Here is a 17,774-nt window from a genome sequence, read left to right as displayed (position 1 = left end):
GGTAAGTTAGGGATTGTGAAGATAGCTACCTGGAATGTGAACTCGCTCCGCGCCCGTGCCGACCGTGTCGAAGCCTGGCTTCAGCGCACCGACTGTGATGTCCTGGCCATCCAGGAAACCAAGTGCAAGGACGACAACTTCCCCTGGGAACTGTTCGAAAGCCTGGGCTACGAGGTGGCGCACTTCGGCGTGAGCCAGTGGAACGGCGTGGCGATCGCCTCCCGGGTGGGGCTCGACGACGTCGAACGCACCTTCCTGGACCAGCCCGTCTTCGGCAAGGCCGGCAAGGATGCCGTGCAGGAGGCCCGCGCCATCGGCGCCACCTGCGGCGGGATCAGGGTCTGGAGCCTCTACGTTCCCAATGGCCGGGCCCTCGACGATGAACACATGCCGTACAAGCTCAGCTGGCTGGACACTCTGCGGACCCATGCCGAGGGCTGGCTCCGTGAGGACCCCGCAGCGCAGATCGCCCTGATGGGCGACTGGAACATCGCCCCGCAGGACGATGACGTCTGGGACATCGACTACTTCCGCGCCGAACGCCTCACCCACGTGAGCGACCCGGAACGCGCAGCCTTCCACGCTTTTGAGGACGCCGGCTTTCAGGACGTTGTCCGCCCGCACACCCCCGGCCCCGGCGTCTACACGTACTGGGACTACACCCAGCTGCGCTTCCCGAAAAAGGAAGGCATGCGGATCGACTTCGTCCTGGCCTCCCCCGCCCTCGCGGCCCGGGTCACCGGCGCCGCCATCGACCGTGAGGAACGCAAGGGCAAGGGCGCCTCGGACCACGCCCCCGTGATCGTGGAGCTGAGCGACTGATGGGCGCAGCCCAGGGAAGCGACGTGGTGCAATGACGGGAAACCTCTACCGCGGCCAGGCCGGGCTGCCGTTCTCCTCAGCGCTGCGGGTCTACGAACCCCTGGAGGCGTTCCCGGAGGAGCAGCAGGGCGCCCTGCGCGCGGCGGGGGCCCGGAGCGTTTCCCGGGCCGCCGTTGAAAACGCCGAGCTGCTGGCCTCCCTCGGCCGCATCACCCGCCCGGGCGGGGACCCGTTCCCCACCGGTGCGACGGATCTGGTCAGGATCCTTGCCGTCCCGCGGACCGACGGCACCGCCCCCGGCGGCACTGCCCCGGAGGCGGGGCCGCCCGACGCCGGAAGCCCGGACGCCGGGACCCCGGACGCCGCTGCTCCGGACGCCGTCCCGCCGGAGCGACTGCTGTACTGTCCCAGCCAGCTGGTGCTGCGGGCCGGGCTCGCGGCCAACGCCCTGATGGAGGGCATCCACGGGCCGCTGGCCCAGCTGCTCATCCCGGAGGAACAGCGCGACCGGCACCAGGAGCGCATCGATGAAGTGCGGGCGCATTCCGGACTGGGCCGCGTGCACACCCGGGCGTCCACCTGGGGCATCCCCTTCAGCTGGTTCTGCCTGTTCAAGGAATCCGACCCCACGGACGTGGTGGAATCCGAGGGGCGGATCGTCACCGTGCGCATCCGCGCGACGATCGGCGAGTCCCTGGAGCGGGTCCGCTACGCCGTGGCACATCTGGCCCTGGCCGCCCCGGACCTGGACATGCTCGAGGACCTGACCCAGCTCACCGAATGGCTGGAGCTCTTCCACCCGGAGTCCATGGTGGAACTGGACTACGGCGCCGTGGCGGACAAGGTCTACCCGGATGATTCGCCCATGGATGTCCGGCTGGGCATCGAGTGCCTGGCCGAAGGGGACATGACCGGGGCCGCCGCCGCCTACCGCCGGCTGGCGTCCCGCTGGATCCCGATCCGGCAGCTGGCCCGCGCGTCCTGACGGGGTCGCCGGCCGCTCCGGCCGCGTCCGGCGGCCCGCAGAGGGCTGGCGCTATGCGCTGCCGGCCCGAGGGGTGAGAGTCCCCGGCGCGGCGCCCTTCCGGGCCGCCTGCGCGCCCCCGGGCGGCGCCGTCGTGTTGCGGACAATCAACTGGTGCGGGGCCACCGTGGAGCGCACTGACCCGGCGATCCCGTCGAGCTCGTCCAGCAGCATTTTTGTGGCCAGTTCGGCCTGCTCGTCCGGGCGCTGCCGGACCGTGGTGAGCCCCATGGCCTCGGAGAAGTCGTGGTCGTCGATCCCGATGACGGAGAGGTCCTCAGGGATCTTCACCCCAGCCCGGGTGGCCTCAAAGATGATCCCCATGGCCATCTCATCCGAGGCGCAGAAGATTGCCGTGGGCTTGGGTCCGGGCCTGTCCCAGAGCCGGTGGAAGGCGTCCTGGCCGCTGCGGACCGTAAAATCCCCCCATTCGTCCCATTCCTTCCGGGCGTTCAGGCCTGCTTCGGCCATGACGTCCTGAAAGCCCTGGATCCTGACCCGGGGGACGTCGAAGTTGAGGTCGGTTTCGTCGTCGCCGTGCAGCAGGGCGATCTCCGTGTGGCCAAGGCCGATCAGGTGCCGCACAGCCGTGGCGGCGGCGGCGTAGTCGTCGATCCCGATGTAGGGGCATTCCTCGACGTGGCCGCCGACGACGACCAGCGGGATGTCGATCTTCTGCAGGTGTTCGATTTCCTCATGGGTCAGTGCCATACACAGCACCAGCAGCGCGTCGATCTGTTTGTAAACCATGGTCTTGCTGAAGAGCCGTTCGCGGTTGCTGCCGTGGCCGCCCAGGTTGAAGAGCGAGAGGTTGTACTGGCGGGCGTGCAGTTCACGGTCGGCGCCCTCGATGGCCTTGGAGAAGAACCAGCGGCTGACGAAGGGGGCCAGCACGCCGATCGTCTTGGTACGCCCGGTGGCCAGCCCGGACGCCGAGGAGGAGGCGACGTAGCCCAGGTCTGCGGCGATGCCCAGGATTTTCTCCCGGGTGGCCGGCGAAACTCTGGGCAAACCGCGGACGGCGCGGGACACGGTGGCGGTGGACACTCCGGCGGCGGCGGCCACATCTTCGATGCTGACACCGGAGTGGCCTCCGCGCTGTGCCCTGTCTGTCGTCCTTGCCACCGTGTCCCCTTGTCGACTGGCTCCTGAGGCAACCCGCGGCCTCCGAAGCACTCCATTAGCCTGCCTCCCCCGCGGCAACAAATGCCCCGTCCAAGCAACGCGGGGTCACTTTGCGCCCATAACCCCCGTGGGGATGGGCGCCAGGTGACCCCGCGTTCACTTCCGCCGGGACGCCGTCCTTTCGGGCAGGCGCCGGCGCAGCCGGATCAATCCGTAGAGGGCCAACACCATGGCCAGCAGGCCCAGGGCCCAGCCCAGCGCGGGCTGGCCGGTCACCTCCATCCAGACGGTGATCACCAGCAGCACCAGTCCCCAGAAGCCGAGGAGCCCGATGATGATGTCGAAATCCTCCCCGGAGCGGACGTGGCGGTATTGGCTGCGCACCAGCCCGCGGCTCGGCTTGTTGTTCATCGCCAAGCCGTCACTTCACGGCGCCGGCGGTGAGGCCCGCGACGATCTTACGCTGGAAGACCAGCACCAGGATCACCAGCGGAATTGTGACGATCGTTCCGGCGGCCATGATGGCCGTGTAGGGGATCTGCTGCGGCTGGGCCCCGGCGAAGTTGGCAATGGCCACCGTCACCGGCTGGGTCGCATCGTTGGAGAGCTGGCTGGCAATCAGGAACTCATTCCAGGAGGAGATGAACGCCAGGATCGCCGTCGTGAAGATGGCCGGTGCCGCCAGCGGCATGATCACCCGCCGGAACGCCTGCCCCTGGGTGCAGCCGTCGACCCGGGCCGCTTCCTCAAGCTCCCACGGCATTTCCCGGAAGAACGACGTCATGGTGTAGACCGTCAGCGGGAGGACGAAGGAGATGTTCGGAATGATCAGCGCCTGGTAGGTGCCGATCCAGCCGATATTGGTGAACAGCTGGAACAGCGGGGTGATGAGGGCGACCCCGGGGAACATGGAGGCCCCCAGGATGAAGCCCAGCACCAGGTACTTGAACCGGAAGTTCAGCCGGGCCAGCGCATAGGCTGCGAAAACGCCGACCACCAGCGAGATCACGGTCACCGTTACGCCGATGAACACACTGTTCAGCAGCGCCTGGCCGAACCTGTTGCCGAACGAAGTGTCGAAGGCTGTTCTGAAGTTGTCGAGCGTCACGTGGGTGGGCAGGAGCGAGGTGTCGTAGGTGTAGCCCACGTCGCGGAATGCCGTAACCACCATCCAGTATGCCGGTGCGAGGCACCAGAACAGGATGACGGCTGCACTGACGTACGTGCGGACGCTCGCCCACTTCTCGCGGTTCTGGGCTACTTTGCGGCCACGGTCCTGCCGGGCCCGTAGTTCGGTCGCGGCGGTCATTTCTTCCCCTTACCTGTGCCGGTCTGCTGCTCCACGACGTTTGCTCCGAGGAAGCGGACGAAGATGAAGGCCACCATAAAGATGATGATGAACGTAATGGTGGACAAGGCGGCGGCGGAGTTGAAGCCTTGCCTGATTTGGTTGACCACCAGGATGGAGAGCGTGGTGGTGTTGTTGGAGCCTTCCGTCAGGATGTACGGAAGGTCGAACATCCGCAGGGCATCCAGGGTCCGGAAGAGGATCGCGACCATGAGCGCCGGCTTGACCAGCGGCAGGGTGATCATCCGGAACCGCTGCCAGGCGGAGGCCCCGTCGACCTTGGCCGCTTCGTAGACTTCGGCCGGAATCATCTGCAGCCCGGCCAGGATCAGCAGCGCCATGAACGGCGTCGTTTTCCAGGTGTCGGCGATGATGACCGCCCACCGGGCCGGGATTTCGCTGCCCGTCCACAGGATCGTGGTGTTGAACAGCTTGTTGCCGATGCCCTCAAAGGCGAAGATGAACAGCCACAGCTGGGCGGTGACGGCGGTGGGAATGGCCCACGGCACCAGCACGGCTGCGCGGACCAGGCTGCGTCCGCGGAACGTGCGCGCCATGATGATGGCCATCCAGAAGCCGAGGATCGTCTCCAGCGTCACGGTGATGATGGTGAAGTAGAAGGTCGTACCGGTGGCGGACCAGAACTGGGCGCCGAGGGTTCCCGGCGGGCAGGCCACGGTTCCGCCGCCCGGGGCGGCGCACTGCTGGAAAATCCAGTTCGTGTAATTCGACAGACCAGCCGGGCCGCCTTCGGTGAAGAGCCCCGTGACGGGGTCAAGACCGGCGTCCTTCTGGAAAGACATCACGATGGCGCTGATGATCGGGTAAACGATCACAATGGCCAGTGCGACGATGGTTGGAGCCAGGAGCCATGCGGCCCACTTGCCCTGGCTCGCAATCGCGTTATCCTCCCCGACGCCCTTGGGCCCGTGGTGGATCGGGGTACCGCCCGACGCCGGTTCCTTGACCGGCGTCGGGCCCAATTCGGTTGCCATGGCTGGCTACTGTCCCGCGCTAGCGGACTCGATGGACTTCTGCATATCGGACAAAGCGGCGTCCACGGTCTTCTCGCCCTTGATGGCCGAGTAGGCATTTTCCTGGATGGCCTTGGTGACGGCCGGGTAGAACGGGGTGACAGGACGCGGCACGGCGTTCTCGATCGAGGTCTTCAGGACCGGGAGGTACGGCAGCTTGGCTACGAGTTCCTGGTCGTCGTACAGGGCCTCGAGGACCGGGGCCAGTGAGCCCTGGGTGGCGAAGAACTTCTGGTTCTCCTCGTTGACGAGGAACTTTACGAAGTCCAGGGCCGTGGCCTTGTTCTTGGAGTAGACGCTGATGGCCGCGCTGTGTCCGCCCAGTGTCGAGGCGCCGGGGCCGTCTTTGCCGGGGAGTGCCGTCATGCCGAGGACGTCCTTGACCTTGGAGGAACCTTCCGTTGCGGCCAGGTTGTAGACGTAAGGCCAGTTGCGGTGGAACAGGAGCTTGCCGTCCTGGAAGGCCTGGCGGCCCTGTTCCTCCTGGAAGGTGATGCCCTCCTTGGGGATGCTGCCGTCGGCGTAGGCCGCGGCGAGGTTTTCGAGGCCTTCCTTGGCCTCGGGGGTGTTCAGGCTCGGCTTGCCGTCCGCGTCGAGCACGGAACCGCCGGCGGAGTTGATCGCCTCGGAGGTGTTCACCGTCAGGCCCTCGTACTTGGCGTACTGGCCGGCGAAGCAGCCGATGCCGTTCGCCTCGGCGATGGAGCACATGCCCATCATCTCGTCCCAGGTCTTGGGAGGCGTGGGGACGAGGTCCGAGCGGTAGTAGAGAATGCCGCCGTCGGACGACACCGGGGCCGCGTAGAGCGTCCCCTTGTAGGAGCCGGCATCGATGGTGGGCTTCAGCATTCCCGCCGTGTCCACTGCCATCTTGTCTTTCAACGGCTGCAGCCAGCCCTTGGCGGCGAACTCCGCCGTCCACACGACGTCGACACTCGCGACATCGTAGTTGGGGTTCTTGGCCTGGTAGTTCTGGACGAGGTCATCGTGCTGCTGGTCGGCCTGGTCGGTCTGTTCCTTGAACGTGACCTTCTCATTCGGGTGGGCCGCATTCCACTTCTCGATCAGCGGGCGGACAACGTTGCTGTTGTCCTTGCCCTGGACATACGTGATGGGACCGCGGCCATCGAGGCCTTGCTCGGCGTCGCCACCGGCGGTGGTGCTGCCTCCTCCTCCGCCGCCACAGGCGGAGAGAGTCAAGGCTAGAACGCCTGCTGCGGCGACGGGAAGTAAGAACTTCGGTGTTTTCATACTGGGGGCTCCTCGCTGAGTACCGGACAAAAAACGGCGGTGCGTTCGTGTGGTGCCCATCACGATAATCAACACCCGGTGAGGAATGCAAGCGTTTACATAGAACCTTTACAGAAAGGAGACCCTTGTGCCGGAGATTTTTCTGTGGGTGAGGCCGCGCCGGTTCACCGGAATCCGGCCACGGGGAGCCTGCAGCATGCCCGGAAAAGATGTTGCCGAAAGCTCACACCGGTCAGCGGACCCGTTCGGCCCGGCCAAACCGTGACCGGGCCCCCGACGCGAGATGAATGAGCACCAGGGTGCGTTTTCCGAGCGCGACGTCCAGTGCCTCCACAAGGGCGGACACCTCGGCGGCGAGCCGGTGCGGGGCCACGCCATGGCGGGGCTGGATCCTGATTCGCAGGGCCGGTTCGCCGCGGAATTCGTAGGTGGCAACCGTCGTGCCGGCCAGATCCGGACGGTCTGCCAGGGCGGCGCGGAGCGCCTGCTCGGCCACCCCGCTGCCGATCCTGACGTTTCCGGGCACCTCACCGGGATCTTCTTCGGACACGAGCGTGTTGGCCCGGCCCTTGCCCTGCTGGGCAACCCAGGCCACCATGGCGCCGATCACCAGGAGCAGCAACAGGACCGCCACGATCCAGAGCCAGCTCTCCGTCCGGCCGGGGAAGCGCGTGCGCTCGAAGAGATCCCGCCAGAGGCTCCAGACGCCGGCGGCCCAGCCCTGCCACCAGGCGGCGACCGCCGGCACGGTCGCCAGCAGGATGAGCAGCACGCCGATGGCGAGCAGCTTGAAGCCGAGGACGCCGATCAGGATCCGGTTGAGGGTTCTGGGGGTGCCGTTCATGCGCCGACCACCCCGGTCGAGGCGACATTGATCCGGGCTTCCGGAGTCGGAGTCAATCCCATCTCGCGGAGCTCGTCCTGGACGGCGGTGAGCACGGCACTCCGGCTCAACGGGACACCGGAGGTGGGACGGACGCTGACCTCGACCTGCTGCCGGGACACCGTCACCATCACCTGTTCCTGGCTCACGTTGGCGGCCAGCCGCGCCCGCCGCGCCAGCGCGGAAGCGATCACCTCGTCATCCACCACGACGGCGGCGCGGCGGTCGAGCAGGACGTGGCGGGCACGGCGTCCGGGCAGTACCGCGTTCAGGAAGAAGAACAACCCGGCCATGACCAGCACGGCGCCAACGACGCCGAGCAGGAGCGGCGGGACCCCGCTCGGGAGCGCCACAACGTTCTCCGCAGCGGTCTGCGGATCCACGAGCCAGGGCGGCTGGCCGACGGCCCGGACCGCGGTTTCCAGCAGGGCGTAGACGCACAGGGCAATGACGAGCACGGCGGCGATGATCGAGGCCGTAGCCCTGGAGGAGTGGGTTTCGCGTCTGAGGATCTGGTCCATTCCCTCGACGCCCGCTCCGGCTGCTGACGGGTTGCCGGCGGACGGTGCGGCGCTGGGAGCGGGCGGGACGTGGCGTCCGCCGCTGGAATGACGGTCGGTGGCGTGGCTCAATGGACCCGCCCTCCTTCTCTCACGCTGGCGCCGCTGATCCGGATGTCGACCCGGCTCAGCCGGGCACCGCTCAGCTCCGTCACGCGGCGCAGGATGTCGGCCTTGGCGGCCACGGCCCGGTCCCAGACGGAGCCGCCGGAGCCGGCGACACGTCCGGGCTCGCGAAGGACTACGGCCAGCGGCGGGAGGGTGATGGGTGAGACGAGAGACAACGCCAGCAGCCCGTCGTCGTCGGACCACTCGGCCCGCACCTCATGCGGCGTGACGCCGAGGGCTTCTGCCGCGGCGGCCTGGGCCACGCTGGTGAGCGCCTGGGTGCTGATCCTGGTGTGTCCAGCCATCGCGGCGGCGTGGACCGCACCAGCTGTCGCGCTCATGAGGAGGAACGCCGGCCTGTGAGGGCGTCAAGCACGCTGCGCAGGTCCAGTTTCCCTTCCGCGGCGCGGCCCAGCAGGGCTCCGATTCCCATGAACAGCAGGGCACCGAGGAAACCCCATACGCCGAACTGGAAGGACATGAACGCGACGAAGGCGCCCATTGCGATGCCCACAACCGTCATATTCACTGGATTGCCTCCCTTGGTGGCCGGGTCTCGGCGGGGGTGCCGGGCTTCGCCGGGCCGGGCACGTAGACGTCGTTGATCTCGATGTTCACTTCGATGACCTGCAGCCCGACGAGTTCCTCGACGGCCGCGTACACGGCAGCGCGGATCTGGTCCGCCAGGGCATGCAGGGGTGTGCCGTACAGCGCCACCAGGTCAATGTCGACGGCGACCTGGGTTTCACCGACCTCGGCGCGGACTCCGGCGGCGTGATCCGAGCTGCCGACGGCGTCGCGGAAGGCGCCGAGCGCGCGGGACGGGCCGGACCCCAGGGAGTACACGCCGGGGACGGAGCGGGCGGCGATGCCCGCGACCTTCGCGACGGCGGTTTCGGAAATGACGGTGCGGCCGGCACCGGGCAGCGGCAGGTCGGCGGCCAGCCCGGGCACCGGGGCCGCTGCGGGCTGGGAATTCTGGTATTCCATAAGGCACTCCCCCTTCTCTTTGTGACCACCCTAGTACCTGCCACCGACAAGGTGGCCGCTTGGGGACGGGATTGGCCGCCGTCGCCGCCGTCAACCCTCCATCGATTGCTCCGTAACGGCCCTTTTACCCCGCCAGAAGGGCCGTTGCGGAGCAATCGATCGAGACTATTGCCGCCGATCCTAAGACCAGGGGCAGGACCCAAAGACCACGGCCGGCGTCTCCTCCCAGGACTGCCATTAACGTCCGACGGAAAAGTCTCCTTGCGACCATGATCGGCATTGTGGCTGTAGCCGTGCCACAACCCTGCGCTTCCTGCCGGGCATGAATCACTGACGGGAAAATGGAAATATGTTTTTCATGTCTCATGTAACCAAAGCGGGCGTCCCGGAAACTACCAGCATGAACGGCTACACATGCCTTCGTAGAATCTATAGGGGACACATTAACCATGAACTACCGGGCCAGCTCTGTCAGAAACGCAATTCTCACTGCACTTGCGTTAAGTCTTACTCTTTCTGCCTGCGCCCCTGCCGATACGGAATCAGCGCCGTCAGCATCCCCCGACACCTCGGTCACCGCGACTGAGACTGTTGCTGCGACGGCCACAGCAGCCCCTACCGTATCCGCAGCGCCGACACCCAGCCTTACACCCGTAGAGCCAACAGTGGCTCCGGTGGTTCCTGTGGCTCCTGCCCCTGAGCCGGGCGCACCGACACTCGCAACCTTCACTTTCCCAGACGGTCACATCTCCTTTGAACACCCTGCCAACTGGACCATCAAAACCCGGCAGGGTCCGTACCTTGACTATGTGAATGAAACAGACAAGGCAAAGTCAGTAGAAGCCCACATTTACGATGACAAAGGCAACAAGGTTTCAGTCATCACCAGCGGTGGATACGGTGGTGGCGCAGCAGGAGCATCATTGCTGACAGTTCTGGATTCCCAGCCCGTCCCGAATTTCACTGCCAGGGATAGTGACACCGTTTTTGCCTTCATTAAATATGAGCATCCCGTTGACCAATCAGTCCACTACCGCATGGGCAACATGAGCGCAGAGCTTGTCACTAACGGTGAGGGCACTTCCGGCAGCTATGTCCGCATTGCAGGAAATGGTGCATCCGAGGCATATGTTGAATTTGGCACACCTGCATTCAACTCCCTGGAGAGTGCAAAAGCATGGATGACAAGCCAGCAATACGGCCAGCTCAAAACAATGCTGACCAGTATCCGCTACGTCTAGCCTGGGGTTTCGCCCACGCCGGGAATGCTGGCTGTTTTCGAGCCCCGCCACGATCCGACACTCTCGAATCGATCGCCCAGCTGATCGATTCAGGCGATGATAATTCGGTGGACAATGCTGAGGACCCAGTTTTCAAGATCGTAACGATACCGGACTCCGAAGATGCGCGGTTGTTCGTCGAGTTGTCGAGCTACGGAGCTGATCTGGCTGAGGCTCGCCATGCCCTTGATCTCGCGGCTGGGTCCCGAGGCGATGGATCGGAGTTGGAGGACGCGCGGGCTTACCTTATCGCCTTCGCCGTCGTCGCATACTGTCGCACGTATTTCCCCTCGAACGTGAGAAAGCCACTGACCGAGCACATCGCCATCCCCGACCAGCACTCAGACATACACGGGCTGGTTGGGGCATTCAGGAACACCACAGTTGCCCACTCTCAGTCGAACCTCGCGACGACCTTCCCGGTGGCTTTCCTCGATACCGCAACGCTTCGCTTGCGGGATGTTACGGCAGCGACCGCGTCGCAGACACTGCCTCCTCCGCTAGTTGAGCGTTTCCGGGAACTCATCGAAGTGATGGACGATCTCCTCTTCGAGGTGATAGAGCCAGTCCGGCAAAGGTTGATCGAGCAGTTGAGAGAGTCCGACCTTGCGAAGCTGGTTGATGCGCGCGGACAGCTAAAAATAGTCGACGCCATGGACACGGACTTCGCTCCACGAACGAAGCGACGGCCCTACCCCACCTCATTCACACGGTATTGGTCGGAATCGTCACAGACGAGCGACTGACGCCGCCGGCGCAGTCAACTGCAGAAAGTTTGATTTCGTGACGGCCACTGCCGATCGGGCATACCGTCGGCAGCCCGGAGGTTATTTAGTCGCCCCACAGAATGCTCTGCTCCAAAACCTTAGGCCAACGCTTGAACCCGACCTCGAGCGGGGACGCCGCGCTTCCTCAGTCCGACCGATCCCGCGACCGCGAGTGACGCTTACCGGCTTCTGTCCAGATTGGCCCGTTGAACAGCGCATTGAACGTGGGGCCGGTGGCGTCGGGGGCTGAATCCGAGGCGTCGCCATCTGTATGATCATGACCCATGAGAAAAGAGCCCCTCATCCGATGCGGATGCGGGGCTCTTCTGCCGGAGCGTACGTTTACAGAATCGCGGTCATGGGGTTCCAGCCCGGACCGAGGTCGATGCGCTTGAACCAGTCACCTTTACCGTTGTTCGGGTAGAGCCAGAGTTCACCGGTGGCGTCACGGGCGATGACGTCGGGCCGGCCGTCGCCGTTCATGTCCCCGGGAGCGGTGATGGCGTTCATGGTGTTCCAGCCGGCGCCGAGATCCACACGTTTGAACCATTCGTTCGACCCATTACCCGGATAGACCCAGACTCGGCCGTTGGTGTCGCGGGCGACCAAGTCCACCCTGCCGTCGGAGTTGAAATCCCCGGGCGCCACGATGGAGTTCATAGTGTTCCACCCGCCGCCGAGGTCCACGCGCTTGTGCCAGTCACCTTCTCCGTTGCTCCGGTACAGCCACAGTTCGCCGCTGCTGTCTCTGGCGATCAGGTCGGGTCGGCCGTCGGCGTTGAAGTCACCGGGGGCGACGATGGAGGTCATGACGTTCCATCCGCCGCCCATGTTTTGGCGTGTGGACCAGTCGCCGTTGCCGGTGCCCGGGTAGAACCACAATTCGCCGGCGGTGTCACGGGCGATGACATCTGCCTTGTCGTCGCCGTTGAAGTCTCCGGCGCTGACAATGGAGGTCATGACGTTCCAGCCGCTGCCGAGGTCGATCCGTTTGAACCAGTCGCCGGCCCCTGTTCCGGGGTAGAGCCACAACTGACCCGAGGCGTCCCGGGCGATTACGTCCGTCTTCTTGTCGTTGGTGAAATCGTTCAACCGCATCGACGAACCTGGCACAGGCGAAGGGAATATCGTCGTCCAACTCGAGGTGGCGCCCGGAGCCAAGACGTAACCGTCCTGAGCTCTTGCAGTCACCGTGACTGTGCTCCAGGCCGAATACGTTCCTGGGGGAATAATGTCGCCGCCGACGAAATAGTCAACACCGTTGGTAACCGGAACTGTGTATGTGTTGTTCGGGAACGTCACCGCCGAAGGCGTAACTTCCTCCAGCGGGTACTCGACTGTGAAATTCAGAGATTCCAGATTGACACCGGGGCCGAGGGTGCTGGCGTCGTCTGCGGTATTAGCGACGTTTCCGGCCGAGTCACTAAACCACGCGGATTCGACAACGTATTCTCCTGCCGGCCAGCCAGCATTTTTGCTGACCATCCCAGACCCCCAGGTTTCACCGAATGACTCCCTCCCGACCGTACTCGAGCCCGACGTGCTGAACAGTTTGTACTTGCCATCAGGGCAACGAACCCAAAATATTATGCTACCGACGCGGTTGTCGTCGGTGGCGATCCACTTAATCCGCGGATACTGTCCAGGCCCAACCGTCGTCGGTGTCATCAATTCGACGTAGGTGAGAACGGGGGGTGTCGTATCTGCGCTATCGGCGGCCGCCGCGGGGAGTGCGGCACCGCTAACGGCGAGGAAAACTGCCAATGCCAAACCCAGAAAACGAGCAAACCTGCTCACCGAACCCCCAAATTGCGTTAGTAACTAGAATCTTAGGCAGGATCCTACAGGTGGAATCCGTATTCCTGGCCGCGTCGATTTCTAATTACGAGAACTGGCTCCGTTTGCCGAGACCTCGCCCACCAACCATCTGAACCACTTATTCAACCACCCCGGACGGGGCCACCATATTTGGAAATGTACTGAGGACTATCACAATTCGGAGCAAGCCGGATCAAGGTCAAGTCGCCGAAGCGTGGACAGCGCCAAACAAAACAAGTCCAGGGTGTCCCGGAGCAGCTCGAAGGCGCGGCGCGAGCCCACGGCGGGCCGCGCCTTCGCGCTCCCTGATGCAGTGTCTGAGGGCTCCCACCGCGTACCCGGTCCGGCTCCCGTGTCACCGGGCCGCCGCAGATGCCGTCCTAGTTGGCCAGCAGCTCAGCCGCGCGCTGACCTTGGTCACGCCCGCTGGAGTCATGACGGAATCCACCAACCGCATGTCCAGCTCGCCTTCACGGTCGTCAGAGGACGCTTCGATCAAGGGTGATATGCGACGAGAGCCGCTGTCCTGGCATGCGTAGCCTGGGCGCGCTCCTTCGAGGGGGCCATGCCTCGGCATGCAATGGGCCGGAGCCCCTGGCATGTCGGCGCGGGTGGCCTCACGACAGCAAGGGTCCTACCAAGGGGATACCAGAGGTCTGTTCCCGATCTTGGCTGATTCGCCCTGATTCAGACTGAATCGCCGGCTTCCCCGCACAACGAAAAAACCCCGCCGTTCCCGTGTAAACACTGGAAACTGCGGGGTTCTAGCTGGTGGCTCCGACCGGCGTCGATCCGGTGACCTTTCGATTTTCAGTCGAACGCTCTACCAACTGAGCTACAGAGCCTAGGTGACATGTCACCATGAGAGCCGGAATTTCTTCTGGCAATCAGAGCGACCCTGACGGGACTTGAACCCGCGACCTCCGCCGTGACAGGGCGGCGCGCTAACCAACTGCGCTACAGGGCCTTGCTATTTTCTTGCTTCTCTGCAGTATCGCTACTGCAAATTTTCAAGGCCTTTAGCCTACCAGACTTTCACACCCGGTTGGACCAGTTCCTTGCGTACCCCCAACGGGATTCGAACCCGTGCCGCCGCCGTGAAAGGGCGGTGTCCTAGGCCGCTAGACGATGGGGGCCAGAACGCCATTCGGTTGACCCCACTGAAACAAAGACAAAAATTAAGGGCCGAAGCCGTTAGTTTTTGTCCTTTCGGGTTCCTCCGAACTGGACTATAAAACTATAAGGGCAGACCCCCGGATTATCCAAAATCGGAGGTCGCCGCCCTCCGGGCGCTCAGTCCCGCCGGCCCAACTCCTGCTGCGCCCGCTCCACGTCACCGGCCGACTCCAGGTCGCCCTTGGCCCGCAGTCCCGCGATGACGCCGTCCACATCGGCCGTCGGCCGGTTCTGGCTCAGCTTCCGCTTCGCCTCCACCCTCGTGATGACAAGTTCGACGCCGACAATCGCCCGGAGCTGCCCGGCGACGTAGCGCGCGGGCGCATCGTCCACGGTCCAGGGCTTTGCGGACGACGCTTCGTGCAGTGTGGTCAGCCGCCGGACCAGGTCTTCCACCCAGGCCGGGTCGTCATGGATGACCAGCCGGCCGTACACGTGCGCCGTGGTGTAGTTCCACGTGGGCACCACCCGCCCGTGTTCGGCCTTGGACGCGTACCACGACGGGGAGATGTACGCATCGTGGCGCTGGATGATGACCAGGGATTCGCCCAGCGCCGGCATCAGCCACTGGTCGTTGTTCCGGGCGAGGTGGCCCAGCAGTGCCCCGTGGTCGCCGGCCTCCGGGTCATAGACGAACGGCAGCAGCGTCGCGAGCAGCCCGCGCTCCGTTGAGGTCACCAGGTTGGCTGCGCCCGGGTTCGAGAGCAGTTCATTGATGGCGTCCTGGTCGGCGGCGAAGTGCGTGGGGACGTACATGGGGGGCTTCCTTTGTCGAATGGTGTTGTGTGGTGCGGGGCGGCTGATCAGCTCAGACTACGAGCATGACAGCCAGGGTGACCATAACCAGGGCGATGCCGCCGTCGAGCACGCGCCAGCTGCCCGGCCGGGCGAACACCGGCGCGAGGAACCGGGCACCGGCGCCGAGGGCCGCGAACCACGCGATGCTCCCCAGACCAGCCCCGCCGGCAAACCACCACCGCCCGTCCGGGCCGTGGGTGCCGGCCAAGGACCCCAGCAGCAGGACGGTGTCCAGGTAGACGTGGGGGTTCAGCCAGGTCAGCGCGAGGCAGGTCCCCAGCGCGGCCGCCCAGGTTCCCTGCTGCGCGATCACCGGCTGGGACCCCTGCGTTCCGCGGACTGCCCGCACTGCGGCCATGCCGCCGTAGGCCAGGAGGAAGGCGGCTCCGGCCCAGCGCACGACGTCGAGAACGCCGGGCGCCTGCTCGATGAGGACGCCCATGCCGGCCACGCCCAGCACGATCAGCAGGACGTCGGAGAGGGCGCACACGGCAACAACCAGCAGCACGTGCGAGCGCTGGACGCCCTGGCGAAGCACGAAGGCGTTCTGCGCACCGATGGCGACGATGAGGGACAGCCCGCTTGCCAGGCCAGAAAGGAGAGAGAGGATCACGGGTTACACGCTAGAGCGCCCGGGAACATGAAACCAGTTAATAATTCTTGGCCAACATAAGATGGGCTAATGATTGACATCCATCCGGACCAGGCCCGGACACTCGCGGCCATTGTGGCCCACGGGAGCTTCGAGGCCGCCGCCAGCCACCTCCGGGTCACGGCGTCGGCGGTGAGCCAGCGCGTCCGCGCCCTCGAAGTGGCCGTCGGCCGGCCGGTGCTGAAACGGACCCGCCCCGTCGAACTCACCTCCTCCGGCCACGCGGTGGTGCGCTTCGCCCGGCAGCTGGACATGCTCTCCGCCGATCTGGCCGAAGAGCTGCAGCCCGGCGCACAGCCCGCCAGCGTCCGGCTGACCCTGGTCATCAACAGCGATTCCCTGCACACCTGGGCGCTGCCCGGGCTGGCGGCCGTGGCGGACAGGGTCCAGCTGGAGATTCTGCGCGAGGACCAGGACTACTCGCTGGAGCTCCTCCGCAGCGGCGCCGCAGCCGCTGCCATCACCACCACGGCCAAGGCGGCGCCGGGCTGTTCCTCGCGGCGTCTGGGCGTCATGCGCTACCTGCCGGTCTGCACCCCGGACTTCGCCGCCCGGTGGTTCCCCGCGGGGGCAGCGCCGGAAACCCTCGCCGCCGCCCCCGTCATCATCTTCGACCGCAAGGACGACCTGCAGGACCGGTACCTGCGGTCAGTGAGCCGCCAGGCACTGCAGCCGCCGCGGCACTATGTCCCGGCGGCCCACGAGTTCGGCGAAGCGATCCGCTGGGGGATGGGCTGGGGGCTGCTTCCCGAGATCGAAGTGTCGGAGGAACTGAGGCGCCGCACGCTGGTCTCCCTGGACCCCGCCGCGCACGTCGACGTGCCGCTCCACTGGCAGCAGTGGCGGCACGGGTCGGCGGCCCTCGAGGACGTCGCAGCGGCAATCCAGGCCGCCGCCCGCCCCCTCCGGTGAACCGGACCGTGCCGCGGCGTCCCGGTTGGCAGGAACTCGACTAGACATGGCCGATTTCCGCCAGCCCCGGGGCCGCCGCGCGGACTAGATTGGCAGCATGGCCACAACCGCCCAGACAGGCTCCCCCCAGCCGGACAGCACGCACCAGGACGGCACCCACGAAGTGCCGCCGCGCGCTCCCGCCCCCGCTCCCCCGTCCAAGACCCTGCAGCCGGGCCAGATCAGCCGGCTGGGCCTCGCCGCCGTTGTGGTCACCGTGGTGCTGTGGGCGTCCGCCTTTGTGGGCATCCGCGCCGTGGGACCGAGCTTCTCCCCCGGTTCCCTGACCCTGGGCCGGCTGGCGATTGCCGCCGTCGTGCTGGGGCTGGTGGTGCTCCCGCAGCTCCTGAAGACCCGCAACCTCCCCCGGGGCCGTGAATGGTGGCCCATCCTGGCCTACGGCGTCATGTGGTTCGGCGGCTACAACGTGGCGCTGAACGCGGCGGAGCACCTCCTCGACGCCGGCACGGCCGCCCTGCTCATCAACGTCAACCCGATCCTGGTCGCCATCATGGCCGGCGTGATCCTCAAGGAGGGGTTCCCGCGCTGGCTGATCATCGGCAGCCTCGTCGCATTCGGCGGGGTCGCGGTCATCGCCCTGGGTTCCGGCCAGCGGTCGACGGCGGACGTCGCCGGGGTGCTGCTGTGCCTGCTGGCGGCGGCCCTCGCCGCGGTGAGTGTGATCGTGCAGAAGCCGGTGCTGCGGAAGTTCCCCGCCGCCCAGGCCACCTGGTTCGGCATCATGGTCGGTGCCATCTGCTGCCTGCCCTTCAGCGGCCAGCTGATCTCCGAACTGCAGGCGGCCCCGCTGCCGGCCACCCTGGGCCTCGTCTACCTCGGCGTTTTCCCCACCGCGATCGCCTTCACCACCTGGGCCTATGCCCTGTCGCTGATCGACGCCGGCCGGCTCGCCGCGACCACCTATCTGGTGCCCGGCACCACGATCCTGATCTCCTGGCTGGTGCTCGGCGAGATCCCCACAGTCTGGGGCCTCGTCGGCGGCGCGATCTGCCTCGTGGGAGTGGGGCTGACGCGGCGCCGGTCCCGCTGATTCGGCGCTAGAGTTTCAGCTATGCCCGCCTCCCTGCCGCCAGGCCTCCCGATCATCCCGGACACCCCGGACGACGGCGGGAACGGCCACGGCGGGAACGGCCACGGCGGGAACGGCGGCGGCCACGACCACGTGC

General features: G+C 65.6%; 19 protein-coding genes and 3 tRNA genes. 6 read left to right on the top strand and 16 right to left on the bottom strand.

The window, feature by feature from the left end; all coding sequences use genetic code 11:
* Positions 1–15 precede the first annotated feature (15 nt).
* Together AC06G6_RS02205 and AC06G6_RS02200 are read left to right on the top strand one after the other, a co-directional pair.
* A complete protein-coding gene (locus AC06G6_RS02205; RefSeq protein ID WP_479825935.1) occupies positions 16–822 on the top strand; it encodes an exodeoxyribonuclease III in 807 nt (268 codons plus the stop codon).
* Between the two features lie 31 nt (positions 823–853).
* On the top strand, positions 854–1,807 hold the full coding sequence (locus AC06G6_RS02200) for a DUF8083 family protein (protein WP_479825933.1): 954 nt from the start codon (positions 854–856) through the stop codon (positions 1,805–1,807).
* 51 nt (positions 1,808–1,858) lie between these two features.
* Here the strand turns inward: AC06G6_RS02200 and AC06G6_RS02195 are convergent, their stop codons facing one another.
* From AC06G6_RS02195 to AC06G6_RS02150, 10 genes are all read right to left on the bottom strand, one after another.
* Positions 1,859–2,971, bottom strand: a complete 1,113-nt coding sequence (locus AC06G6_RS02195) for a LacI family DNA-binding transcriptional regulator (RefSeq protein WP_479825931.1) — start codon at positions 2,969–2,971, stop codon at positions 1,859–1,861.
* A gap of 156 nt (positions 2,972–3,127) precedes the next feature.
* Complete coding sequence (locus AC06G6_RS02190) at positions 3,128–3,382, bottom strand: hypothetical protein (protein ID WP_479825929.1); 255 nt, start codon at positions 3,380–3,382, stop codon at positions 3,128–3,130.
* Positions 3,383–3,392: 10 nt separating this feature from the next.
* Positions 3,393–4,280, bottom strand: coding sequence for a carbohydrate ABC transporter permease (locus AC06G6_RS02185; protein WP_479825927.1), 888 nt, complete (start codon positions 4,278–4,280; stop codon positions 3,393–3,395).
* Complete coding sequence (locus AC06G6_RS02180) at positions 4,277–5,314, bottom strand: carbohydrate ABC transporter permease (protein WP_479825925.1); 1,038 nt, start codon at positions 5,312–5,314, stop codon at positions 4,277–4,279. Before AC06G6_RS02180 ends, AC06G6_RS02185 begins: the two co-directional genes overlap by 4 nt.
* Before the next feature lie 6 nt (positions 5,315–5,320).
* Positions 5,321–6,604 carry an ABC transporter substrate-binding protein gene (locus AC06G6_RS02175; RefSeq protein WP_479825923.1) on the bottom strand — a complete coding sequence of 428 codons (1,284 nt, stop codon included), beginning with the start codon at positions 6,602–6,604 and terminating at the stop codon, positions 5,321–5,323.
* 232 nt (positions 6,605–6,836) lie between these two features.
* Positions 6,837–7,448, bottom strand: a complete 612-nt coding sequence (locus tag AC06G6_RS02170; RefSeq protein ID WP_479825921.1) for a hypothetical protein — start codon at positions 7,446–7,448, stop codon at positions 6,837–6,839.
* Entirely contained in the window at positions 7,445–8,008 is a 564-nt protein-coding gene (locus tag AC06G6_RS02165) for a hypothetical protein (RefSeq protein WP_479828824.1), read from the bottom strand. Before AC06G6_RS02165 ends, AC06G6_RS02170 begins: the two co-directional genes overlap by 4 nt.
* A gap of 107 nt (positions 8,009–8,115) precedes the next feature.
* Positions 8,116–8,496, bottom strand: a complete 381-nt coding sequence (locus AC06G6_RS02160) for a hypothetical protein (RefSeq protein WP_479825919.1) — start codon at positions 8,494–8,496, stop codon at positions 8,116–8,118.
* Positions 8,493–8,684 carry a hypothetical protein gene (locus AC06G6_RS02155; RefSeq protein ID WP_479825917.1) on the bottom strand — a complete coding sequence of 64 codons (192 nt, stop codon included), beginning with the start codon at positions 8,682–8,684 and terminating at the stop codon, positions 8,493–8,495. The genes AC06G6_RS02160 and AC06G6_RS02155 overlap by 4 nt, the downstream gene beginning before the upstream one ends.
* Complete coding sequence (locus AC06G6_RS02150) at positions 8,681–9,145, bottom strand: Asp23/Gls24 family envelope stress response protein (protein ID WP_479825915.1); 465 nt, start codon at positions 9,143–9,145, stop codon at positions 8,681–8,683. The genes AC06G6_RS02155 and AC06G6_RS02150 overlap by 4 nt, the downstream gene beginning before the upstream one ends.
* Before the next feature lie 809 nt (positions 9,146–9,954).
* Here AC06G6_RS02150 and AC06G6_RS02145 point away from each other — a divergent pair.
* A complete protein-coding gene (locus AC06G6_RS02145; RefSeq protein ID WP_479825913.1) occupies positions 9,955–10,386 on the top strand; it encodes a hypothetical protein in 432 nt (143 codons plus the stop codon).
* 107 nt (positions 10,387–10,493) lie between these two features.
* Positions 10,494–11,171: a hypothetical protein gene (locus tag AC06G6_RS02140; protein WP_479825912.1), complete on the top strand. Its 678-nt coding sequence runs from the start codon at positions 10,494–10,496 to the stop codon at positions 11,169–11,171.
* Positions 11,172–11,534: 363 nt separating this feature from the next.
* On the opposite strand, the gene AC06G6_RS02135 is transcribed toward AC06G6_RS02140, so the two are convergent.
* From AC06G6_RS02135 to AC06G6_RS02110, 6 genes are all read right to left on the bottom strand, one after another.
* Positions 11,535–12,989 carry an FG-GAP-like repeat-containing protein gene (locus tag AC06G6_RS02135; RefSeq protein WP_479825910.1) on the bottom strand — a complete coding sequence of 485 codons (1,455 nt, stop codon included), beginning with the start codon at positions 12,987–12,989 and terminating at the stop codon, positions 11,535–11,537.
* A 790-nt stretch (positions 12,990–13,779) separates the two neighbouring features.
* Positions 13,780–13,855 (bottom strand) — tRNA-Phe (locus tag AC06G6_RS02130).
* Between the two features lie 48 nt (positions 13,856–13,903).
* Positions 13,904–13,977: transfer RNA gene (locus AC06G6_RS02125), tRNA-Asp, on the bottom strand.
* A gap of 96 nt (positions 13,978–14,073) precedes the next feature.
* Positions 14,074–14,146 (bottom strand) — tRNA-Glu (locus tag AC06G6_RS02120).
* Positions 14,147–14,303: 157 nt separating this feature from the next.
* Positions 14,304–14,942, bottom strand: coding sequence for an FMN-binding negative transcriptional regulator (locus AC06G6_RS02115; RefSeq protein ID WP_479825907.1), 639 nt, complete (start codon positions 14,940–14,942; stop codon positions 14,304–14,306).
* Positions 14,943–14,994: 52 nt separating this feature from the next.
* Entirely contained in the window at positions 14,995–15,597 is a 603-nt protein-coding gene (locus AC06G6_RS02110) for a LysE/ArgO family amino acid transporter (protein WP_479825904.1), read from the bottom strand.
* Between the two features lie 69 nt (positions 15,598–15,666).
* Here AC06G6_RS02110 and AC06G6_RS02105 point away from each other — a divergent pair, with 69 nt between their 5' ends.
* Together AC06G6_RS02105 and AC06G6_RS02100 are read left to right on the top strand one after the other, a co-directional pair.
* Positions 15,667–16,548, top strand: coding sequence for an ArgP/LysG family DNA-binding transcriptional regulator (locus tag AC06G6_RS02105; protein WP_479825902.1), 882 nt, complete (start codon positions 15,667–15,669; stop codon positions 16,546–16,548).
* Between the two features lie 97 nt (positions 16,549–16,645).
* On the top strand, positions 16,646–17,638 hold the full coding sequence (locus AC06G6_RS02100; RefSeq protein ID WP_479825899.1) for a DMT family transporter: 993 nt from the start codon (positions 16,646–16,648) through the stop codon (positions 17,636–17,638).
* The last annotated feature ends 136 nt before the right edge of the window (positions 17,639–17,774 follow it).

It is taken from the genome of Arthrobacter sp. CJL-S3 (genome assembly GCF_056711635.1).
The sequence above is the reverse complement of the archived record's forward strand: the minus strand, read 5'-3'. Positions and strand labels throughout refer to the sequence as shown.